This window comes from Arthrobacter nitrophenolicus, assembly GCF_000332815.1.
Lineage (GTDB): Bacteria > Actinomycetota > Actinomycetes > Actinomycetales > Micrococcaceae > Arthrobacter > Arthrobacter nitrophenolicus.
In genome coordinates, this window is record NZ_AOFD01000022.1 from 47,374 (window position 1) to 63,637 (window position 16,264).

Below are 16,264 nucleotides of genomic sequence, written 5' to 3' on the forward strand. Positions count from 1 at the left end.
TGCTCCACCAAGTGTACTACAGGGACCCGCTTCCGCCGGACAGGGGCGGCCCGCAGGAACGGCTTATCCACATAGGTCCCGCCACGCCTGCCGGCCCCGCTTTTCCGGGCGCATGCTGGCCAGATGAAACCCCAGCTCCTCCTGGCCGCACTGCTGATGCTCCCCGCTTCGGTGGGGTCCGCAGCACAGCCCCCGCCGTTCAGCCCCGGTTCCCCCTCGACTGCGCTGGGGACGATTGCGGAGACGACGACGGCCGGGGGCATTGGCCCCGATGTCGCCGCACCCTCCTGGCAGTGGCCGCTGGCTCCCCGGCCGCGCGTGCTGCGGGCTTTCGATCCTCCCCCGAAGCCATGGTTGAGCGGACACAGGGGCGTGGACCTCGGGGCAGCGCACGACGGCGCGGCGGTCACCTCCCCGGCGGCCGGTACGGTCAGCTTCGTGGGCGTCGTGGTTGACCGCCCGGTGATCACCATCGACCACGGAAACGGGCTTCGCAGCAGCTTCGAACCCGTGGCGAGCACCTTGGCTGCCGGGGCCGCAGTTGGTGCCGGCCAGGTTGTCGGCACGGCGCTTCCCGGCCATTGCGGAACTGCAGCCTGCATCCATTGGGGCGTGCGCCGCGGCGACGCCTACGTCAATCCCCTGCAGTTTGTCACGGATATGAGGCCTTCCATCCTCCTGCCCCTGGGCGCCCCACCCTAGCGCCTCCGGGTCACGCAAAGGCGACCGGCCATGGAAAGCAGCCGGGTCAGACGATGGCGGAAATGCCGGTGACGGCCCGGCCGGTGACCAGCGTGTTGATTTCTGCGGTTCCCTCGTAGGAGTAGATGGCCTCGGCGTCGGCAAAGATCTTCGCCATTCCGTAGTCCGTCACGATCCCGTTGCCTCCCAGGATGCTGCGGCCGATGGCCACGCTGTCACGCATCCGCTCTGTGGTGAAGGCCTTGGCCAGCGCGGACTGTTCGTCCCTGGCCATGCCTGCGTCTTCCAGCTGGGAGAGCCGGACCATCATCCCCATGGAGCTGACGGCGTTGCCCAGGATCGTGACCAGCTGGCTCTGCACCAGCTGGAAGGTTGCAAGCGGCCGGCCGAACTGGTGCCGCTCCACCGCGTAGCGCCGGGCGACGTCGAAGGCGGCCAGCTGCTGGCCCACCGCCTGCCAGGCAACCCCGAGGCGGGTGACCTTGAGGACCTTGTTGACGTCGCGGAAACTGTTGGCGTGCTCCAGCTTGAAGAAGTCGGGCACCACCACGTTGTCCAGGGTGATGTCGGCGTTTTGGACGGTGCGGAGGGAGATCTTGTTCTCAATTTTTTCGGCGCTGAACCCGGGGAGCGAGGTGTCCACCAGGAAGCCCTTGACCTGGTTGTCATCCACGTCGCGGGCGTAGACCACCACCCAGTCGGAGAAGGTGGCGTTGCCGATCCAGCGCTTGGCACCGTTGAGGATCCAGCTGCCGCCGTCCCGCCGCGCGGTGGTCCGCGTACCGCCTGCCACGTCGCTTCCGCCCAGCGGCTCGGTGAGCCCGAAGGCTCCGATCTTCTTCATGGCGTAGATATCGGGGAGCCACGCGTCCTTCTGCTCCTGCGAGGCGAGGGTTTCGATGGACCCGGTAAAGAGCCCGTCGTGGACGCCCATGAAGGTGGCGATGGAGGCGTCGGCGCGCGTTACTTCGGCGTGGAGCAGGCCGGCGAACAGGTTGGAGCAGCCCTGCCGCCGGACCGGGCTGACCAGGTCAATCTCGGCGAGCTTGGGAATGAGGTCCATCGGGAACTCGCCCCGATTCCAGAAGTCCACGGCGATGGGCCGCACTTCCCGGGCGAGGAAGTCCCGGACTTCGGCAAGCCGGTCCTGTTCCTTAGCGGTGAGCAGCTGCTCAAAGGCGAAGAAGTCGCCGTCGGCGTAGGGAAGGTCAAAGGGATCTGCAGCAGGCGTGGACATGGTTGCCCTCCAGGTGTTCAGCGGCCGGTACTCTCCGAAGCGGAGCGGGATAAGTTACTGGTCAGTAACATACCGCACATTGGGCGCTTAACAAAGGAAACCGCGGCCGACGTGGATCGTCGGCCGCGGTTTTGGAGTAGGGCTACTCGGACTTGAACCGAGGACCTTAGGATTATGAGTCCCGCGCTCTAACCAGCTGAGCTATAGCCCCGTGCCGCCCCCGGACCGCATCTATTCAGCGGCGGCCGCAAGGCAGGAATTACTCTAGCAAAACCCTGACGCGGTTTTAGACCACCTTGTCCTCATAGCTGGCGCCACGGTAGAGGTCTTCGAAGGTCTGCAGGGTGCCCTGGATGCTGTGGGGTTCCACCATCGCCCGGCTGGCCCTGCCCATGGCCTGCTGCTGGTCCTTGGGCAGCTGGAGTATCTGGGTGATCTTCTTCGCCAGGTCATCGCTGTCGTTGGGGGTGAAGAGGTAGCCGTTCTCGCCGTCGCGCACCAGGTGCGGCAGCGCCATGGCGTCCGCCAGAACAACCGGGGTGGAGGCGGACATGGCCTCGAGGGTCACCAGCGACTGCAGCTCGGCAGTGCCCGGCATGCAGAAAAGGTCTGCCTTGATGTAGGCCTTCCGCAGGTCCGCGTCGCTGACCAGGCCCAGGAACTTCACCCGGCTGCCCAGGCCCAGCCGCTGCACGAGTTCCTCCAGTGCGGTCCGGACCTCGCCGCTGCCCACGATCTCCAGGTGCACGTTCAGTTCCGCCGGGGTCTTGCCGATGGCCCGGATGAGGACGTCGACATGTTTCTCTTCCGCGAGCCTGCCGGCGAACATGACGGTGGGATACGGGTGCGGCTCGATCACCTCGCCGGGCTGCAGCTCATAGGCTGCGGAGTCGATGCCGTTGGACAGCGGCAGGACCTTGCGGAGGAACGCATGCTCGTGCATGGCCTTGGCCGCCAGCGGCGTGGGGGTGGTAATCACATCCGCCTGGCCCATCACCTTGCCCATGTCCTTCCAGGAGATGCGGCCGATGATGTCCTTGAACCACTGCGGGAACGGCAGGAAGGGGTTGAGGTTTTCCGGCATGAAGTGGTTGGTGGCCACGATCCGCACACCGCGCTTCACAGCCTCGTACAGGACGTGCTCACCGATCATGTAGTGGCTCTGGATGTGGACCACGTCCGGCTTCACGCGGTCGAACAGCAGGCTGATTTCCTTCTTGATTTCCCAGGGAAAGCAGATGCGGAAGTATTCATGGGTGGGGGCGGCGTGGGAGCGCAGGCGGTGCACCGTGGCCTCGTCACGGAATTCCGTGTAGCTCTTGCCCTTGCTGTCCCGGCAGGCCAGCACGTGCACGTTGTGGCCCCGGCCTGTCATGCCCTTGGCCAGGCGGTAGCCGAACTGGGCTGCGCCATTGATATGGGGCGGATATGTGTCCGCGGCGATCAGGATGGTCAGTGGCGGCTGGTCGGCTGGCGTGGTCACGTGGAAAGCTCCTGATGGTCACGGTGCGGACAGCAATGACTGGCAGCACGGCTGGCCCGGCGTGGTTGTACCCGGCTTCGTGGACTTGCTGGATCGGTGGACGGTCTAGTGTGAGGGCCTGCCCGCGGTCTTCCGCGCGTCCTTCTTGCGCTTGGTGACCTCGGGGTGGTGGCGGGAAAGGGCGATAACCCCAACGATAGCAAGGGAAGCGGCGGTTCCCATGGCAATTGCCATAACGGCGTGCACATCCGGCCGGAGTTCGCCCAGGATAACGATGCCGATGGCAATGCCCACGATGGGGTCGATCACAGTCAGCCCGGCGATCACCAGGTCCGGCGGCCCGGTGGAGTATGCGCTTTGGACGAACCAGGACCCCAGTCCGCCGGCGGCGATGATCGCGACCACCGAATACCAGGGCACGTTCAGCAGGAACAACCCGTTGGGATCCAGCAGGTGCTTGCCGATGATCCGGGTCAGCACCGCCACGAATCCGAACAGCACACCGGCTCCCAGGATGTACACGAAGGCGTTCATCCGGTGCCGGAACATGACCGCCAGGGTGCCGAACAGTCCCACGGCCAGCGCCAACAGCAGCACGATGGTGAGCTCGTCCTCCACGCTGACGTGGTGGTTTTCCTGGGTGACGGTGACCGCCAGCAGGACGAAGAGCGCGGACCCGGTGACGCAGGCGGTGATGGCCACCACCGTGGCGCGGTTGATGGTGAGGTCCTGGTCGCGGGCGTTGACGATGGTGGTGATCACCAGGGCAATGGCCCCGATGGGCTGCACCACGGTCAGCGGGGCGGAGACGAGGGCGACGGCGTTCATCGCCATGCCGGCCCCGAGCAGCAGGAGCCCGAAGACCCAGCGGGGGTTCCGCAGCAGGCGGAGGAAGCCGTTGGAGCTCAGGGCCAGGCCGCCGGTGTCCGCCTTGACGGCGCTGCCCTGTCGTTGGGCACCGAGGGCGAGGCAGAAGGCGCCGAGGACTGCGAGGGCGACGGCCACCCAGACCATCAGGCGGTCCCGTCGTCGTGGCTGCTGCGCGCCCTGCCCTTGCGGAGCATTGCCCAGAAGTAGTTGTAGGCGGCAATCCAGTGGCCCAGCAGGCCCAGGCCCAGCACGATCCAGGCGGCAATAAACAGCCCGTCGGAGAATCCGGTTTCCAGCCGGGAGAGGACCAGCATCGGCGTCCCCAGCAGCAGAAGGCCCGTGCGGACCTTCCCCACCACGCTGACGGGAAGGTCCGGGTGGCCGTGGAAGAGGGAGAGGGTCAGGACCAGCAGGACGGCGTCCGGAACCACCAGCGCGGCCAGGTAGAGCCAGTGCACGACGCCGGCAATCACCAGGGTGACGGCGACGGCGATCATGGCGAGCCGGTCAGCGATCGGGTCCAGGACGCGGCCCAATTTCGACGCCTGGTCAAACCGGCGGGCCACATAGCCGTCGATCCAGTCGGTGCCTGCCATCACGGCAAGGACCACCACTCCGGCACCGTATTCCTTCTGCGCCAGGACCAGCCAGATGAAGAGCGGAACGCCCATGAACCGCACCACGGTGAGCAGGTTGGGGATGGTGAAGACCACATCGTGGTCCACCTGCGGACGGCCGGGACGGGAGCCGGCACCAATGAACTTCACCCGTCCCCCTTTCCTTCCTGCTGCCTGGTTGGCGCGGTCTCTTCGTGGCCGGCGGGCACGCCGGCGCCCGGCTGCCGGATGCTAGTAGGTCCGGATCAGCTTCCGGAGCAGGACCAGCAGCACTGTCCCGGCGGCAGCCAGTGCCGCCAGCGGCTTCCAGCGTTTTTGCAGTCCCCCGGTGGAGCCCGAGAGCGCGGCCAGCCGTGCACCGGCGGAGTCCTTCGCACGGAGGGCGAGGGCCTGGCCCTCCCGGACCTTGCCCTGGGCTGCGGCGAGCAGGTACTGCGCCTGCGTCTTGACGTCCAGCTCGCTGCCGAGCTCGTCGCGGACCTCGGTGAGGTGGTGGCGGCGCTGGTTGAGGCGGCGCGCCAGCTCAGGTTCGGAAGCGTGCGGGAATTCCTTGTCGTGCTCGGCCGCCTTGGCCGCCTTCTCGGCCTTGGCCTTGGCGGCCGCCTGCTCCTTGGCGGCCTTGGCAGCCTTTGCCTCGGGACTGTCCGGGTCGAGGACCGCGGCGTTGAAGGCGGAGCCTTCCCTGGCGACACCGACGTCGTGCCTGATGCCCCGGATGGTTTCTTCCGGAAGCAGGGGCATGGCCTTCTTGAACTTGCGCAGCCCGATAAGTCCGCCGATGAGGGCTATCAGCAGGAACGCCGCGGAGACCAGCAAAGCTGCCAGCCACGCGGGCATGATGGTGGCCAAACCCATGATGGCCGCGACGATGAGCCCGACCACCAGGAAGGACAGGAAAACCAGTGCAACGGCGAAGAAGGCGGCAGCGACGCCCACCTGGACGCCTTTGCGCTTGAGCTCGAACTTGGCGAAGGCGATCTCGTCGTTCAGCTGGCGCGGGGCCAGCCGGAAGAGGAGTTTTAGCGTCCTGGGCAGCGCGGTGATGCGCAATCCGGGGCTGGTGCCCCCGCTGTGACGTCCGCTCATCGGTTCCGCCTTACTGGTTTTGTTCGATCCGGCTTCCGTGTCCTGCAGGAAAGTGCTCGGCACAGTCCCCGGCACAAAACTATCATTCAGGTTCAGGGCGAACTTCGGGGCTTGCCGGGCGGCGCGGCCTACAACGCTGAAAATCACCGTCCGCCGGGCCTAGGATTGACATCCGTGACCACTCCCTCCAATCCGGGCGATTTGCTGAGCCGACGCCGGAAGCTTCTGTACATCCTCCTTCTCGGTGCGCTGACGGCGTTGGGTCCGTTCACGATCGACCTCTACCTGCCGGCGTTTCCCGCCTTGGAGGCGAGCCTGGGGGTTACCGAGGCGCAGGTCCAGCTGACCCTGGCCGGGACGACCGTGGGCTTTGCCTTCGGGCAGCTGGTGGTGGGACCGTTCAGCGACAAGTTCGGCCGGAGGTATCCGCTCATCCTGGCCACGGCCCTGCACATCGCCGCGTCGCTGGGAGCGGCCCTGTCCACGGACATCACCACGCTGGGCATCTTCCGGGTGCTGATGGGCGTCGGCGCTGCCGGCGGCGGCGTGGTTGCGATGGCATGGTGCGTGACCTCTTCTCCGGGTATGCCATGGTGCGGATGTTCTCCCGGATGAGCCTGGTCAACGGCCTGGCGCCGATCCTGGCACCGGTCATCGGATCGCAACTGCTGCTGGTGATGGAGTGGCCCGGGATCTTCGTCTTCCTTGCCTCCTACGGCACCCTGGTCATCATCGCCGCGCTGTTCCTGGTCCGCGAGACCCTTCCGCCGGAAAAGCGCGGCCAGAGCGGCATGACCGTCCGGCAGCGTTACCGCGTGCTCTTCAGCGACCGGATCTTCGTGGGCCTGCTCATGGTGGCGGGGCTGAATTTCGGCGGGCTCTTCACCTACCTCTCGGCCTCGCCCTTCCTGTTCCAGGACGTGTTCGGATTCTCCGCGCAGGAATACGGCCTGCTGTTCGGCATCAACTCCCTGGGCATCGTGGCCGGGGTGCAAACCAGCTCCCGCCTCATCCGCCGGGTGCCCCCGCAATGGATCCTGGCCGGAGCCACGGCCTGGCTGTTCCTCATGGCCATGCTGATCGTGCTGTTCGACCAGCTGGGCTTTGGCCTGTGGGGCGTCATGGTGCCGCTGTGGTTCTACATCATGGGCACCGGATTCATGTTCCCCTGCGTCCAGGTCCTGGCGCTTGCCGGCCACGCCTCCCAGGCAGGCACCGCGGCGTCCCTGCTGGGTGCAGCCACCTTCATGATGGCCGGCCTCATTTCGCCGGTGGTGGGCTGGCTGGGCATCACCAGTGCCACGCCCATGGGGGCTGTGCAGGCCGCCTGCATCCTGCTGGCCATCGCAGCCCTCTGGCTGGTGGTCCGCCCGCGCACGGTACCCTCAATCCACTGAAGCACTCCATGGACTGCACCTCCGGCCAGTCCGGCCAGGTACCGGGAAGGAAGCCATGACCCGCACACCGCACCGCAACGGCCGCGGGCTCTTCCTCGGCGTGGTGCTGGGCGCCGTCGTGGGCTATTTCGCGGGGCGTGCCCTCGGCAACCCCGCCATGGGCATCGCGCTCGGCGCGGTGGCCGGCGCGGCACTGCTGTACCGCGTCAACCCGGGGCCCTGGCGCCGGGACCGTGACCGGCCTTAGCCCGCAGCCACCGGAGCGCCACCTGCCCGGCATCTGCCCCGCTGCGCCCCTCCCGCGATAAAATGTGTCCGTGCCCAGCTGGCAGGATCAACCGCCGCTTCCGGCCACATGGCAACGGTGCGACGCCGGGATCCTGCCATTGTGGTGGGAGCGGCTGTGCGCCCAGATGGGACAGCAGTCGGCCACCCTGTACGCCGCCGGACTCTTTACCGAGGACCGCCGCCGGCCGATCGCCCAATGGTTCAACCCCGCGTTCAAGGCGGCCCTGCTGGTGGCCCCGGAAACCTCCCCGGAGTGCCCGTGCAGCGGTTCGGGATCTTCTACGCGCCGCCGGACGCAGGAGTTGTACGGATCCACTCGGCCCCGCATGAATGGAGCCCGCGGCAGCCGCGCCGGTCCCCCACGGAAAAGGAAGCCTTCGAGGCCGCCATCGCCGAGGCCGAGAGGTTCCTGCAGGTGGAAATGGATTTCGTCTGACATAAAAAGTCCCCGTCCTTCCAGCTGGAAGGACGGGGACTTTTTGGTGAGCTCCTCCTGCTGGACTTGAACCAGCAACCCTTCGATTAACAGTCGAATGCTCTGCCAATTGAGCTAAGGAGGAATGAAGCAGGTATGACATTAGCAAAGGTGCCCGGCGAAAGTGAAATCGGCGGATTTCCGCGGCAGAACGGGCTGCTCCCGGACGCACGGCAACCCGTCGGGGCAACAAAAATCCCCGCTCCGGAAGACCGGAACGGGGATTGGAAGCTCCTCCTGCTGGACTTGAACCAGCAACCCTTCGATTAACAGTCGAATGCTCTGCCAATTGAGCTAAGGAGGAATGAAGCGGGTATTAGCCTAGCAAACACTCCGCCGGGAAACGAAATCGGGGAACCGGACCGCTGCCAGGCGGGCGGGCTACGCCTCGGCGCGCAGGGCCCGGCGTTCCATTTCCAGCATCAGCAGTTCCCGGTTGAGCCGCTGGTAGGTTTCCGGATCCGACGCCGGGTCCAGCCGCTGCAGCTGGCCCATCTTGTCCGCCTTGACCCGGGTGATCTGCAGCTCGAACAGGCGGGACAGGATGTCCCGGCAGTACTTCTGCACCGCTTCCTCCGTGCTCGCGGGCAGTGGCACCACAGCCAGCTCGGATACCAGCGGCCGCAGCGGTTCCGGCACCTCATGCATCACGTGCTCCACCCACCGCACGGGATCAACCACCAGGCCCGGCCCGGTGGCACGCATGGCGTCGTGGACGGCCTGGAATGCAGGGGTGGCGAACCTGGCAGTGGCGAACCGGTCCCACACGCCTCCTTCCAGCAGGGACGGCATCTGGAGCGCCACCTCGAGCGCCTGGCGCTCCATGGAGGCCACGGGGTCCCGGGGGTCCGGCCGGTGGTAGGACGGCACGGCGCCCGACGGCGGCCCGGCAGCCACGCCTGGTCCCCCGGCTGGAGCCGGCACGGCCTGCTGGCCCTGGGGCTGCGGGCCGGGTGCGGGCGGGCGTCCGGCATCGCCACGCTTGACCGCTGCATTCACGAGCCGCAGCACCTCGTTCGGGTCCGGCATGCCCAGCCAGCCCGTGAGCGCCTGGCAGTAGCCGGTCCGGGTGGAAGCGTCCCGGATGGCCGCCACCACGGGCACGGAGGCTTTCAGGCCCTGCACGCGGCCTTCCACGGTGTCCAGGTTGAACTGCTTCAGCGTGGCGCGGATGGCGAATTCGAACAGCGGCCGGCGGGATTGCACCAGCGCGTGCACCGCTTCGTCACCCTTGCTTTGGCGCAGGTCGCAGGGGTCGGCGCCGCTGGGCTCCACGGCCACGTAGGTCTGGGCGGTGAAGCGCTGGTCTTCCTCGAAGGCCCGCAGTGCGGCCTTCTGGCCGGCGGCGTCGCCGTCAAAGCAGAAGATCACCTCTCCCCCGGTGCCGTCATCGGACAGCAGCCGGCGGGCAATCTTGATGTGTTCGGTGCCGAAGGCGGTGCCGCAGGTGGCCACCGCCGTCGTGATTCCCGCAAGGTGGCACGCCATGACATCGGTGTAGCCCTCCACCACCACCAGCTGCCGGTCCTTCGCGATGCTGCGTTTGCCGAGGTCGATGCCGTAGAGGACCTGGGACTTCTTGTACAGCGCCGTTTCCGGGGTGTTGAGATACTTGGGCCCCTGGTCGTCCTCGTAGAGCCTGCGGGCACCGAAGCCGATGGTGTCGCCGGCGATGTCCCGGATAGGCCAGATCAGGCGGCCACGGAAACGGTCGTAAATCCCCCGGTTCCCTTCGGAAAACATGCCCGTCAGCTTCAGCTCGGCGTCGGTGAAGCCGCGCCCGCGCAGGTGTTTGAGGAGCGCGTCCCAGCCTTGCGGGGCGTAGCCGCAGCCGAAGTGCTCCGCCGCCGCGCGGTCAAAGCCGCGGCCGTGCAGGAAGGTCCGGGCCTCCGCCGCACCCGGGGTCAGCAGCTGGGCGCGGAAGAATTCGTCCGCGATCTTGTGGGCGTCCAGCAGCCGCTGCCGGCGGCCCACTTCCTCCCGGTTGGGGCCGGTGCCGCCGTCCTCGTACCGCAGCTCGTAGCCGATGCGGGCCGCGAGTTTCTCGACGGCCTCCTGGAACGAGCTGTGGTCCTGCTTCTGGACGAAGGCGATGACGTCGCCGTCCTCGCCGCAGCCGAAGCAGTGGTAGCGGCCCACCTGGGGCCGGACGGTGAACGACGGCGAGCGCTCGTCATGGAACGGGCACAGGCCCTTGAAGGTCCCCAGCCGGCGCCCTTGAGCGTGACGTAGCCGTCAACAACTTCCTTGATGTCCGTGCGCTGGCGTACTTCGTCAATATCTTCGCGTTTGATCAGGCCGGCCACAGAGTAATCCTAGTGTCGGGGTACGACGGCGGCCGGCAGGCCGAGACGGACGTCACCACCGCCTTCATCACCACAGCGTTCATCACCACAGGGACGGCAGGCTCCCCACCAGGCGCTCGTACATGGCCAGGGCCGATCCGTCCGTCAGCGACGCCACCTGGTCGATGACGACGCGGAGCCGGGCGCCGTCGTCGGCTGCGTCCCGCCAGTCGGCGGCGAACATCGGTTCCAGGTGCCGGTCCCCCGTGGCGCTGAGCGCGGTGACGAGGGCGTGCAGCACCTCCCGCTGCCGCTCGTAGATGGCTGCCGGTGCTCGGTGGTCATCACGAACGTGGTGGCCAGGCCCTTCATGACGGCGATCTCCATGACCGTTTCGTCCGGGACCATGAGCTGGGCGCCGTAGCGGGTGAGCCTGCCCGGTCCGTACACGGCACGGGTGGTTTCCAGCGCGCTCTGGCAGAACCGGCCAATCAGCTGGCTGGTCATGTTCTTCAGGGCGGCCATGGACTTGCGGCTGCCGTCAGCCTCCCGGACCCACACGTCCGTGGCCTCGAGCCGGGCCAGGGCGGCGTCAATTGCCGCGGGGTCGTTGTGGGGCAGGTACCACTGCTTGGCGTAGCCACCACGCGGGCGCGGTGGTCCGGATTGTCCATCCAGCGGAGCTGGAAGTGCCCGGCCACGATGGCGTCCTCCACGTCGTGGACGGAATAGGAGATGTCGTCCGCGAGGTCCATGACCTGCGCTTCCAGGCAGGAGCGGCGCTCGGGTGCGCCCTGGCGGATCCAGTTGAAGATGGGAAGGTCATCCTCGTAGGCGCCGAACTTGCTGGTGCGCTGGCCGTGGATGACCGGGGCTTCCAGCGCGGACCACGGGTACTTGGCGGCCGCGTCCAGGCTGGCGCGGGTGAGATTCAGTCCGGCCGGCTGTCCATCCGCGGTCAGCACCTTGGGCTCGAGGCGGGTCAGGAGCCGGAGGGTCTGGGCGTTGCCCTCGAAGCCGCCGATGGCATGCGCCACCTCGTTGAGAGCCGACTCGCCGTTGTGCCCGAACGGCGGGTGGCCCAGGTCATGGCTCAGGCATGCGGTGTCAACCACATCGGGATCGCAGCCCAGGGCACGGCCCAGTTCACGGCCCACCTGGGCCACTTCCAGGCTGTGAGTCAGGCGGGTCCGGACAAAGTCGTCGGTGTCCGGTGCCACCACCTGCGTCTTGGCCCCAAGCCGGCGCAGGGCGGAGGAATGCAGGACGCGCGCTCGGTCGCGCTCGAAGTCGGAACGGTACGTGCTCTTGGGCGGCTCCTCCACCCAGCGGGCGGAATCGTTAGCGTCGTAGGCGGCGCCCGGCACGGCGGCCGGCACGGGCAGGGGACTTTCAGCCAAGGGAGTTTCAGCCACCGGAAACGTCCAGCTCCGCGGCGGCGATGTCCTTCGACTGTGCGTCGTTGAGCGCCCGCGAGTCCAGCCAGTCCTTGGGCAGCGCCGGCTTCTTCGGTGATCCTGCGCGGCCGCGCGGGCCCTCGGAATCGACGCCGGGATAGGGCACCTCAGGGTCCAGCTCGTCCAGGAGCGAGCGCAGGACCTCAAGTGTCGGCACCGTGGCGAGCTTGGCACGCAGGTCCCCGCCCACCGGGTACCCCTTGAAGTACCAGGCCATATGCTTGCGGATCTCCCGGAGCGCCTTGTACTCGTCGCCGCCGAAGGTTTCGATCATGAGCTGCGCGTGGCGGTACACGCCGTCGGCCACCTGGCGCAGGTTGGGCCGGTGGCGCTCGTCGCTGCCCTCGAACGCGGCCTGCAGGTCACCGAACAGCCACGGCCGGCCCTGGCAGCCGCGTCCCACCACCACGCCGTCCACGCCTGTTTCGCGGACCATCCGGACGGCGTCCTCCGCGGACCAGATGTCCCCGTTGCCGAGCACGGGGATGTCCGGCAGGGCTTCGCGGAGCCGGGCGATGGCGGACCAGTCCGCCTGGCCGGAATAGAACTGGGCGGCGGTGCGGCCATGGAGCGCGACGGCGGCGACGCCGGAATCGCGCGCGATCCGGCCGGCGTCGAGGTAGGTGAGATGGTCGTCGTCGATGCCCTTGCGCATCTTGATGGTCAGCGGGATGTTGCCCTTGGCGGCTTCCTTGACAGCGGTCTGCACGATCGACGTGAAGAGGTCGATCTTCCAGGGCAGGGCCGAACCGCCGCCGCGCCTGGTGACTTTCGGGACGGGGCAGCCGAAGTTCAGGTCGATGTGGTCGGCACGGTCCTCCTCCACAAGCATCCGCACGGCGGCGCCCACGGTAACCGGGTCCACACCGTACAGCTGGACTGACCGGACCTTCTCGTCGTCGTCATGGGAGATGATCCGGAGGGATTCGGGGGTCCGTTCAACCAGCGCGCGGGAGGTGACCATCTCCGCCACGTACATGCCGCCGCCGTACTCACGGCAGAGCCTGCGGAACGCGGAGTTGGTGATGCCGGCCATGGGCGCCAGGATCACCGGCGTGTCCACGGTGATGGGACCCAGCTTCAGGGGCGGGAGTTCCAGCTTGGGGGCGGGAGGAGTTGCTGCAACAGTCACCTTTCCATTGTTGCAAAGGCGGGCAAATCGGCTCCGCCGACGCCTTCAACCGCCGCCAGCAGCGGTCAGCCCCTGTCCGCCGCCCGCCGGCCGCGGCGCGTCGTTGGCGCCCCGTTATCCCCTTCGGCGCGGTCCATCCCGTCAGAGGCGCGCCTGGTCCGCCCTTCAAGTGCCGCGGCCGCGAGCGAACCAGTGTCGTCGACGTCGTCCGCCAGTTGCCGGCCGCCGTCGGTTGTCCCCGGTCCCGGCACCGGGGTTTCGGTTATTCCGACGGCGGGCGCCGCGGGCCGGACGCCGGTCGCCTTGACCACCAGGACGGCGATCAGGGTGGTGACCGGGATGGCCAGGACAAGGCCGATGGAGCCCACCAGGGTGCGGATCACTTCCTCGGAAAGTTCGGCGCTGGTGAGTGTCTCCCCCAGCGGCCGGTCGTAGAGCATCACGATGATGAGGATGGGCAGCGCCGCGCCCGCGTAGGCAAACGCGATGGTATACACGGTGGAGGCGATGTGGTCGCGGCCGATCCGCATGGCGGAGGTGAACAGCTTGCGTGCACTGCTGGCCGGCGCGAGTTCATAGAGCTCCCACACCGCGGACGACTGGGTGATGGTCACGTCGTTGAGCACGCCCAGGCCGGAGATGATGAGACCGCACAGGATCACACCGGTGATGGAAATGTTGGACGACGTGTTCACCAGGGTGGTGGCATCGTGGTTGCCCACCCCGGCCAGGTTGGCGGCATCCGTGGCCCAGGCCGCCAGCAGTGCCGTGATGCCCAGGCCGAAGATGGTCCCCAGCAGCGCCGTGGAAGTCCGGGCCGAGAATCCGTGGGCAAAGTACAGGACCCCGATCATGATCACCGTGGACCCCACCAGCGCCAGCAGCAGCGGCGGCTTGCCTTCAACCAGGCCGGGAAGCATGAAGCTGGCCAGCACGAAGTACGCGCCCACCAGCCCGATCAGGGCCCGCAACCCCCGCCAGCGTGCGACGGCGATGACCACCACCGCGTAGAGCAGTGCCAGCAGGACAATGGGCAGGGTGCGGACGAAGTCCACGAAGATGTAGGCCGGGGCGCCCTGCGAGGACGGCGCGCCCTGCGCGTTGGACAGGTTCAGGTAGCGGATCTGGTCCCCCGCCTTGACCCCGTGCGACTTGGCGACATCCGGGTTGATGACCACCTTGACCGGGCTTCCGCCCTTGTCCGGCTCGGTGAAGGCGAAGGTGCAGTCCGAGCCCTGCCCGGGATTCTGCTGTGTTTGGCCCTGCTGTGTTGGGCCCTGCTGGGCCGCCCCCTGCATGCAGTTCTCCGTCACCACGCTTTGGATGGTGCCGGTATCGAACGTCACGCCGGGAGCCGCCGAATACGGGTTGGCCAGGGAAATGCCTTCCTTGCTTCCCGAAGGCCAGAGCATCGCCATGCCCGCAAGTGTCAGCAGCGTGATGGGAATCAAGACCGCCGCCAGGATCCTGTTGGCTTTCCGCCGGGCAGCCATCGCCTCCGGCGTCGGCTCCGAATGACCTTGGGAAGCGTGGGAGTGGCCGGCGTCCATCAGCAGTGAAACCTCATACGTTGAACTCTACGTCCGGCACCGTAGTTGATAAATGGATCAGTGGGAGGTAGCAGGAGTGGCCAACCGAAGCACCGATGACAACAGTGGGCAGGCGTCCGGAAGCGGTCCGGAGCCCGTCCACCAGGCCGTGCTGGGTGTCCTGGAAGCATCCGGGCCCACCCGGGGCGTTGCCTTGGTGTTGCATGGCGGCAAGTCCCACAGCCGGGAGCCGGTGGAGGCCCGGCACCTGAGTCCTGCGCGGATGGTGCCGTTCGCCAGGCACCTGCACCGGGCGGGACGGAAACACGGCCTGGCCGTATGGTCGCTGCGGAACAGCGTCCGCGGCTGGAACGGACCGGACATGGCTCCGCTGCAGGACGCCCGCTGGGCCCTGCGGCAGATCGAGGAGCAGCATCCTGGGGTGCCCGTCTACCTGCTGGGCCATTCAATGGGCGGACTGACGGCTGTCTGCGCGGCGGACCATCCGCAGGTGGAGGCCGTGGTGGCCCTGGCGCCGTGGCTCAGCCCGCAGACTCCCGTGGCCAACGTGGCGGGCAGGAAGGTCCTGATTGTGCACGGCACCAACGACCGCTGGACCAGCCCTTCCCAGTCTCTGGCGTTTGCGCGCCGGGCCTCTGCGGAAGCGGCCAGCATGCAGTACGTGGCGCTGCAGGGAGCAGGGCATTTCATGCTCCGGAAGGTCCGCCTTTGGCAGACCCTTGCCACCGGTTTCGTTATCAAGTCCTTCAGCGAGGGCACCGGCGCGGAGGTCCGGCCGTCCCGCGCCTTCAGCCAACTGTTGCCGGAGTCGTCGGTCCAGGTCACCCTGTGATCCCGGTCCCGGTACCAGCAGCCTGACGTTTGCCTGACCCCTCCAAAGGAACCCCGCATGCCCTGGCGTCCCCCACCCAGCGACCGGTTCTACCGCTTCCTGGTGCGCACCGGACTGTTCCTCCGGTGGGCCCTGCAGGTCAGGATCATCACTTCCGGAACGGAGCATCTGCCGGACCCCGGACCCCGTCACGGTGCTTCCCGCGCGGTGGTCCCGGGAGTCGGGGCCGTCTTCGCCATCACCCATTTCGGCTACCTGGACTTTGCCGCGGCGGAGCTCCTGCTGTGGAAACGCGAACGCGGCCAGCTGCGGTTCCTGATCCACCAGGGCGCCGCGGACCACTGGCTTGCGGGGCCGGCCATTGCAGCATCCGGGCATGTGGTGGTGGGCTACGCGGAACGCTCGGGCGCCTACGACAATGCGGTGGCCAGGCTGCGGGCCGGCGAATACCTTGCCGTGTTCCCGGAGGCAGGGGTGAGCCGTAGCTTCGTGGTCCGTGAATGCAGGACCGGCGCGGTCCGGATGGCGGCGGAAGCAGGCGTCCCGGTCATACCGGTCTCGGTGTGGGGAACGCATCGGCTGCTGACGCGGGGGCACGGGTTTTCGCTGCGGCGGGGCTGGCGGGCACCGGTCCGGTCCATGTGGGTGCGCCGCTGCGGTTTCCGCCGGACGTGGACGCAGAGCGCGAAACCCTGCTGCTCCGGCGCCTGCTCCAGGCCGGCGTGGACCGGTGTATCGCGGACTTTCCGCTGGCACCGGAGCCGGGCGCCTGGTGGATGCCCTCGCACCTGGGCGGCGGTGCGCCGTCGGAAACCGAGCGGCAGGCGCTGGACGCCCGCGACGCAGCCCGCGG

Annotated in this window: 11 protein-coding genes, 3 tRNA genes and 4 pseudogenes; 6 read left to right on the forward strand and 12 right to left on the reverse strand. The window is 67.5% G+C overall.

The genetic code is table 11. The features are described 5' to 3' along the window. Positions 1-123 precede the first annotated feature (123 nt). Positions 124-702 carry a M23 family metallopeptidase gene (locus G205_RS09945; protein ID WP_009357888.1) on the forward strand — a complete coding sequence of 193 codons (579 nt, stop codon included), beginning with the start codon at positions 124-126 and terminating at the stop codon, positions 700-702. Between the two features lie 46 nt (positions 703-748). On the opposite strand, the gene G205_RS09950 is transcribed toward G205_RS09945, so the two are convergent. The 6 genes from G205_RS09950 to G205_RS09975 form a co-directional block, all read right to left on the reverse strand. After that, the gene (locus tag G205_RS09950; protein ID WP_009357889.1) at positions 749-1,939 is read right to left on the reverse strand and encodes an acyl-CoA dehydrogenase family protein; all 1,191 of its coding nucleotides are present in this window, start codon (positions 1,937-1,939) and stop codon (positions 749-751) included. Between the two features lie 137 nt (positions 1,940-2,076). Continuing rightward, positions 2,077-2,150, reverse strand: a tRNA-Ile gene (locus G205_RS09955). 75 nt (positions 2,151-2,225) lie between these two features. Then, entirely contained in the window at positions 2,226-3,422 is a 1,197-nt protein-coding gene (locus tag G205_RS09960) for a glycosyltransferase (protein WP_009357890.1), read from the reverse strand. 105 nt (positions 3,423-3,527) lie between these two features. Next, complete coding sequence (locus tag G205_RS09965; RefSeq protein WP_009357891.1) at positions 3,528-4,436, reverse strand: DMT family transporter; 909 nt, start codon at positions 4,434-4,436, stop codon at positions 3,528-3,530. After that, positions 4,436-5,059, reverse strand: coding sequence for a CDP-alcohol phosphatidyltransferase family protein (locus G205_RS09970; RefSeq protein ID WP_009357892.1), 624 nt, complete (start codon positions 5,057-5,059; stop codon positions 4,436-4,438). Before G205_RS09970 ends, G205_RS09965 begins: the two co-directional genes overlap by 1 nt. An 81-nt stretch (positions 5,060-5,140) precedes the next feature. After that, positions 5,141-5,995, reverse strand: a complete 855-nt coding sequence (locus G205_RS09975) for a phage holin family protein (protein WP_035752673.1) — start codon at positions 5,993-5,995, stop codon at positions 5,141-5,143. 174 nt (positions 5,996-6,169) lie between these two features. Here G205_RS09975 and G205_RS09980 point away from each other — a divergent pair. The 3 genes and pseudogenes from G205_RS09980 to G205_RS23760 all read left to right on the forward strand — a co-directional run bounded on the left by G205_RS09980 (position 6,170) and on the right by G205_RS23760 (position 8,116). Continuing rightward, a pseudogene (locus G205_RS09980) lies at positions 6,170-7,392 on the forward strand (multidrug effflux MFS transporter). Between the two features lie 55 nt (positions 7,393-7,447). Next, positions 7,448-7,639 carry a hypothetical protein gene (locus G205_RS09985; RefSeq protein ID WP_009357894.1) on the forward strand — a complete coding sequence of 64 codons (192 nt, stop codon included), beginning with the start codon at positions 7,448-7,450 and terminating at the stop codon, positions 7,637-7,639. Positions 7,640-7,709: 70 nt separating this feature from the next. Beyond that, positions 7,710-8,116, forward strand: a pseudogene (locus tag G205_RS23760) (hypothetical protein). A gap of 51 nt (positions 8,117-8,167) precedes the next feature. On the opposite strand, the gene G205_RS09995 reads toward G205_RS23760, so the two are convergent. From G205_RS09995 to G205_RS10020, 6 genes and pseudogenes are all read right to left on the reverse strand, one after another. Next, positions 8,168-8,240: transfer RNA gene (locus G205_RS09995), tRNA-Asn, on the reverse strand. Between the two features lie 146 nt (positions 8,241-8,386). Further along, positions 8,387-8,459: transfer RNA gene (locus G205_RS10000), tRNA-Asn, on the reverse strand. 77 nt (positions 8,460-8,536) lie between these two features. Next, positions 8,537-10,461 (reverse strand): annotated as a pseudogene (gene dnaG, locus G205_RS10005) (DNA primase). Between the two features lie 82 nt (positions 10,462-10,543). Beyond that, positions 10,544-11,825: pseudogene (locus G205_RS10010) on the reverse strand (deoxyguanosinetriphosphate triphosphohydrolase). Between the two features lie 22 nt (positions 11,826-11,847). After that, positions 11,848-13,029, reverse strand: coding sequence for a tRNA dihydrouridine synthase DusB (gene dusB, locus G205_RS10015; protein WP_009357897.1), 1,182 nt, complete (start codon positions 13,027-13,029; stop codon positions 11,848-11,850). Positions 13,030-13,094: 65 nt separating this feature from the next. Then, a complete protein-coding gene (locus G205_RS10020; protein WP_235046850.1) occupies positions 13,095-14,447 on the reverse strand; it encodes a YibE/F family protein in 1,353 nt (450 codons plus the stop codon). 184 nt (positions 14,448-14,631) lie between these two features. Here G205_RS10020 and G205_RS10025 point away from each other — a divergent pair, with 184 nt between their 5' ends. Then, positions 14,632-15,411 (forward strand): alpha/beta hydrolase, encoded by a 780-nt coding sequence (locus G205_RS10025; protein ID WP_083875037.1) that lies wholly within the window; start codon positions 14,632-14,634, stop codon positions 15,409-15,411. Positions 15,412-15,468: 57 nt separating this feature from the next. Beyond that, positions 15,469-16,264, forward strand: a 796-nt coding sequence (locus G205_RS10030) for a lysophospholipid acyltransferase family protein (protein ID WP_009357900.1), incomplete at its 3' end; no start/stop codon positions are given.

Coding starts and splice junctions, on each gene's coding strand:
- G205_RS09945 (WP_009357888.1), top strand. CDS start 124: ATGAAACCCCAGCTCCTCCTGGCCGCACTGCTGATGCTCCCCGCTTCG.
- G205_RS09950 (WP_009357889.1), bottom strand. CDS start 1,939: ATGTCCACGCCTGCTGCAGATCCCTTTGACCTTCCCTACGCCGACGGC.
- G205_RS09965 (WP_009357891.1), bottom strand. CDS start 4,436: ATGGTCTGGGTGGCCGTCGCCCTCGCAGTCCTCGGCGCCTTCTGCCTC.
- G205_RS09975 (WP_035752673.1), bottom strand. CDS start 5,995: ATGAGCGGACGTCACAGCGGGGGCACCAGCCCCGGATTGCGCATCACC.
- G205_RS09985 (WP_009357894.1), top strand. CDS start 7,448: ATGACCCGCACACCGCACCGCAACGGCCGCGGGCTCTTCCTCGGCGTG.
- G205_RS10020 (WP_235046850.1), bottom strand. CDS start 14,447: ATGGCGATGCTCTGGCCTTCGGGAAGCAAGGAAGGCATTTCCCTGGCC.
- G205_RS10025 (WP_083875037.1), top strand. CDS start 14,632: ATGGATCAGTGGGAGGTAGCAGGAGTGGCCAACCGAAGCACCGATGAC.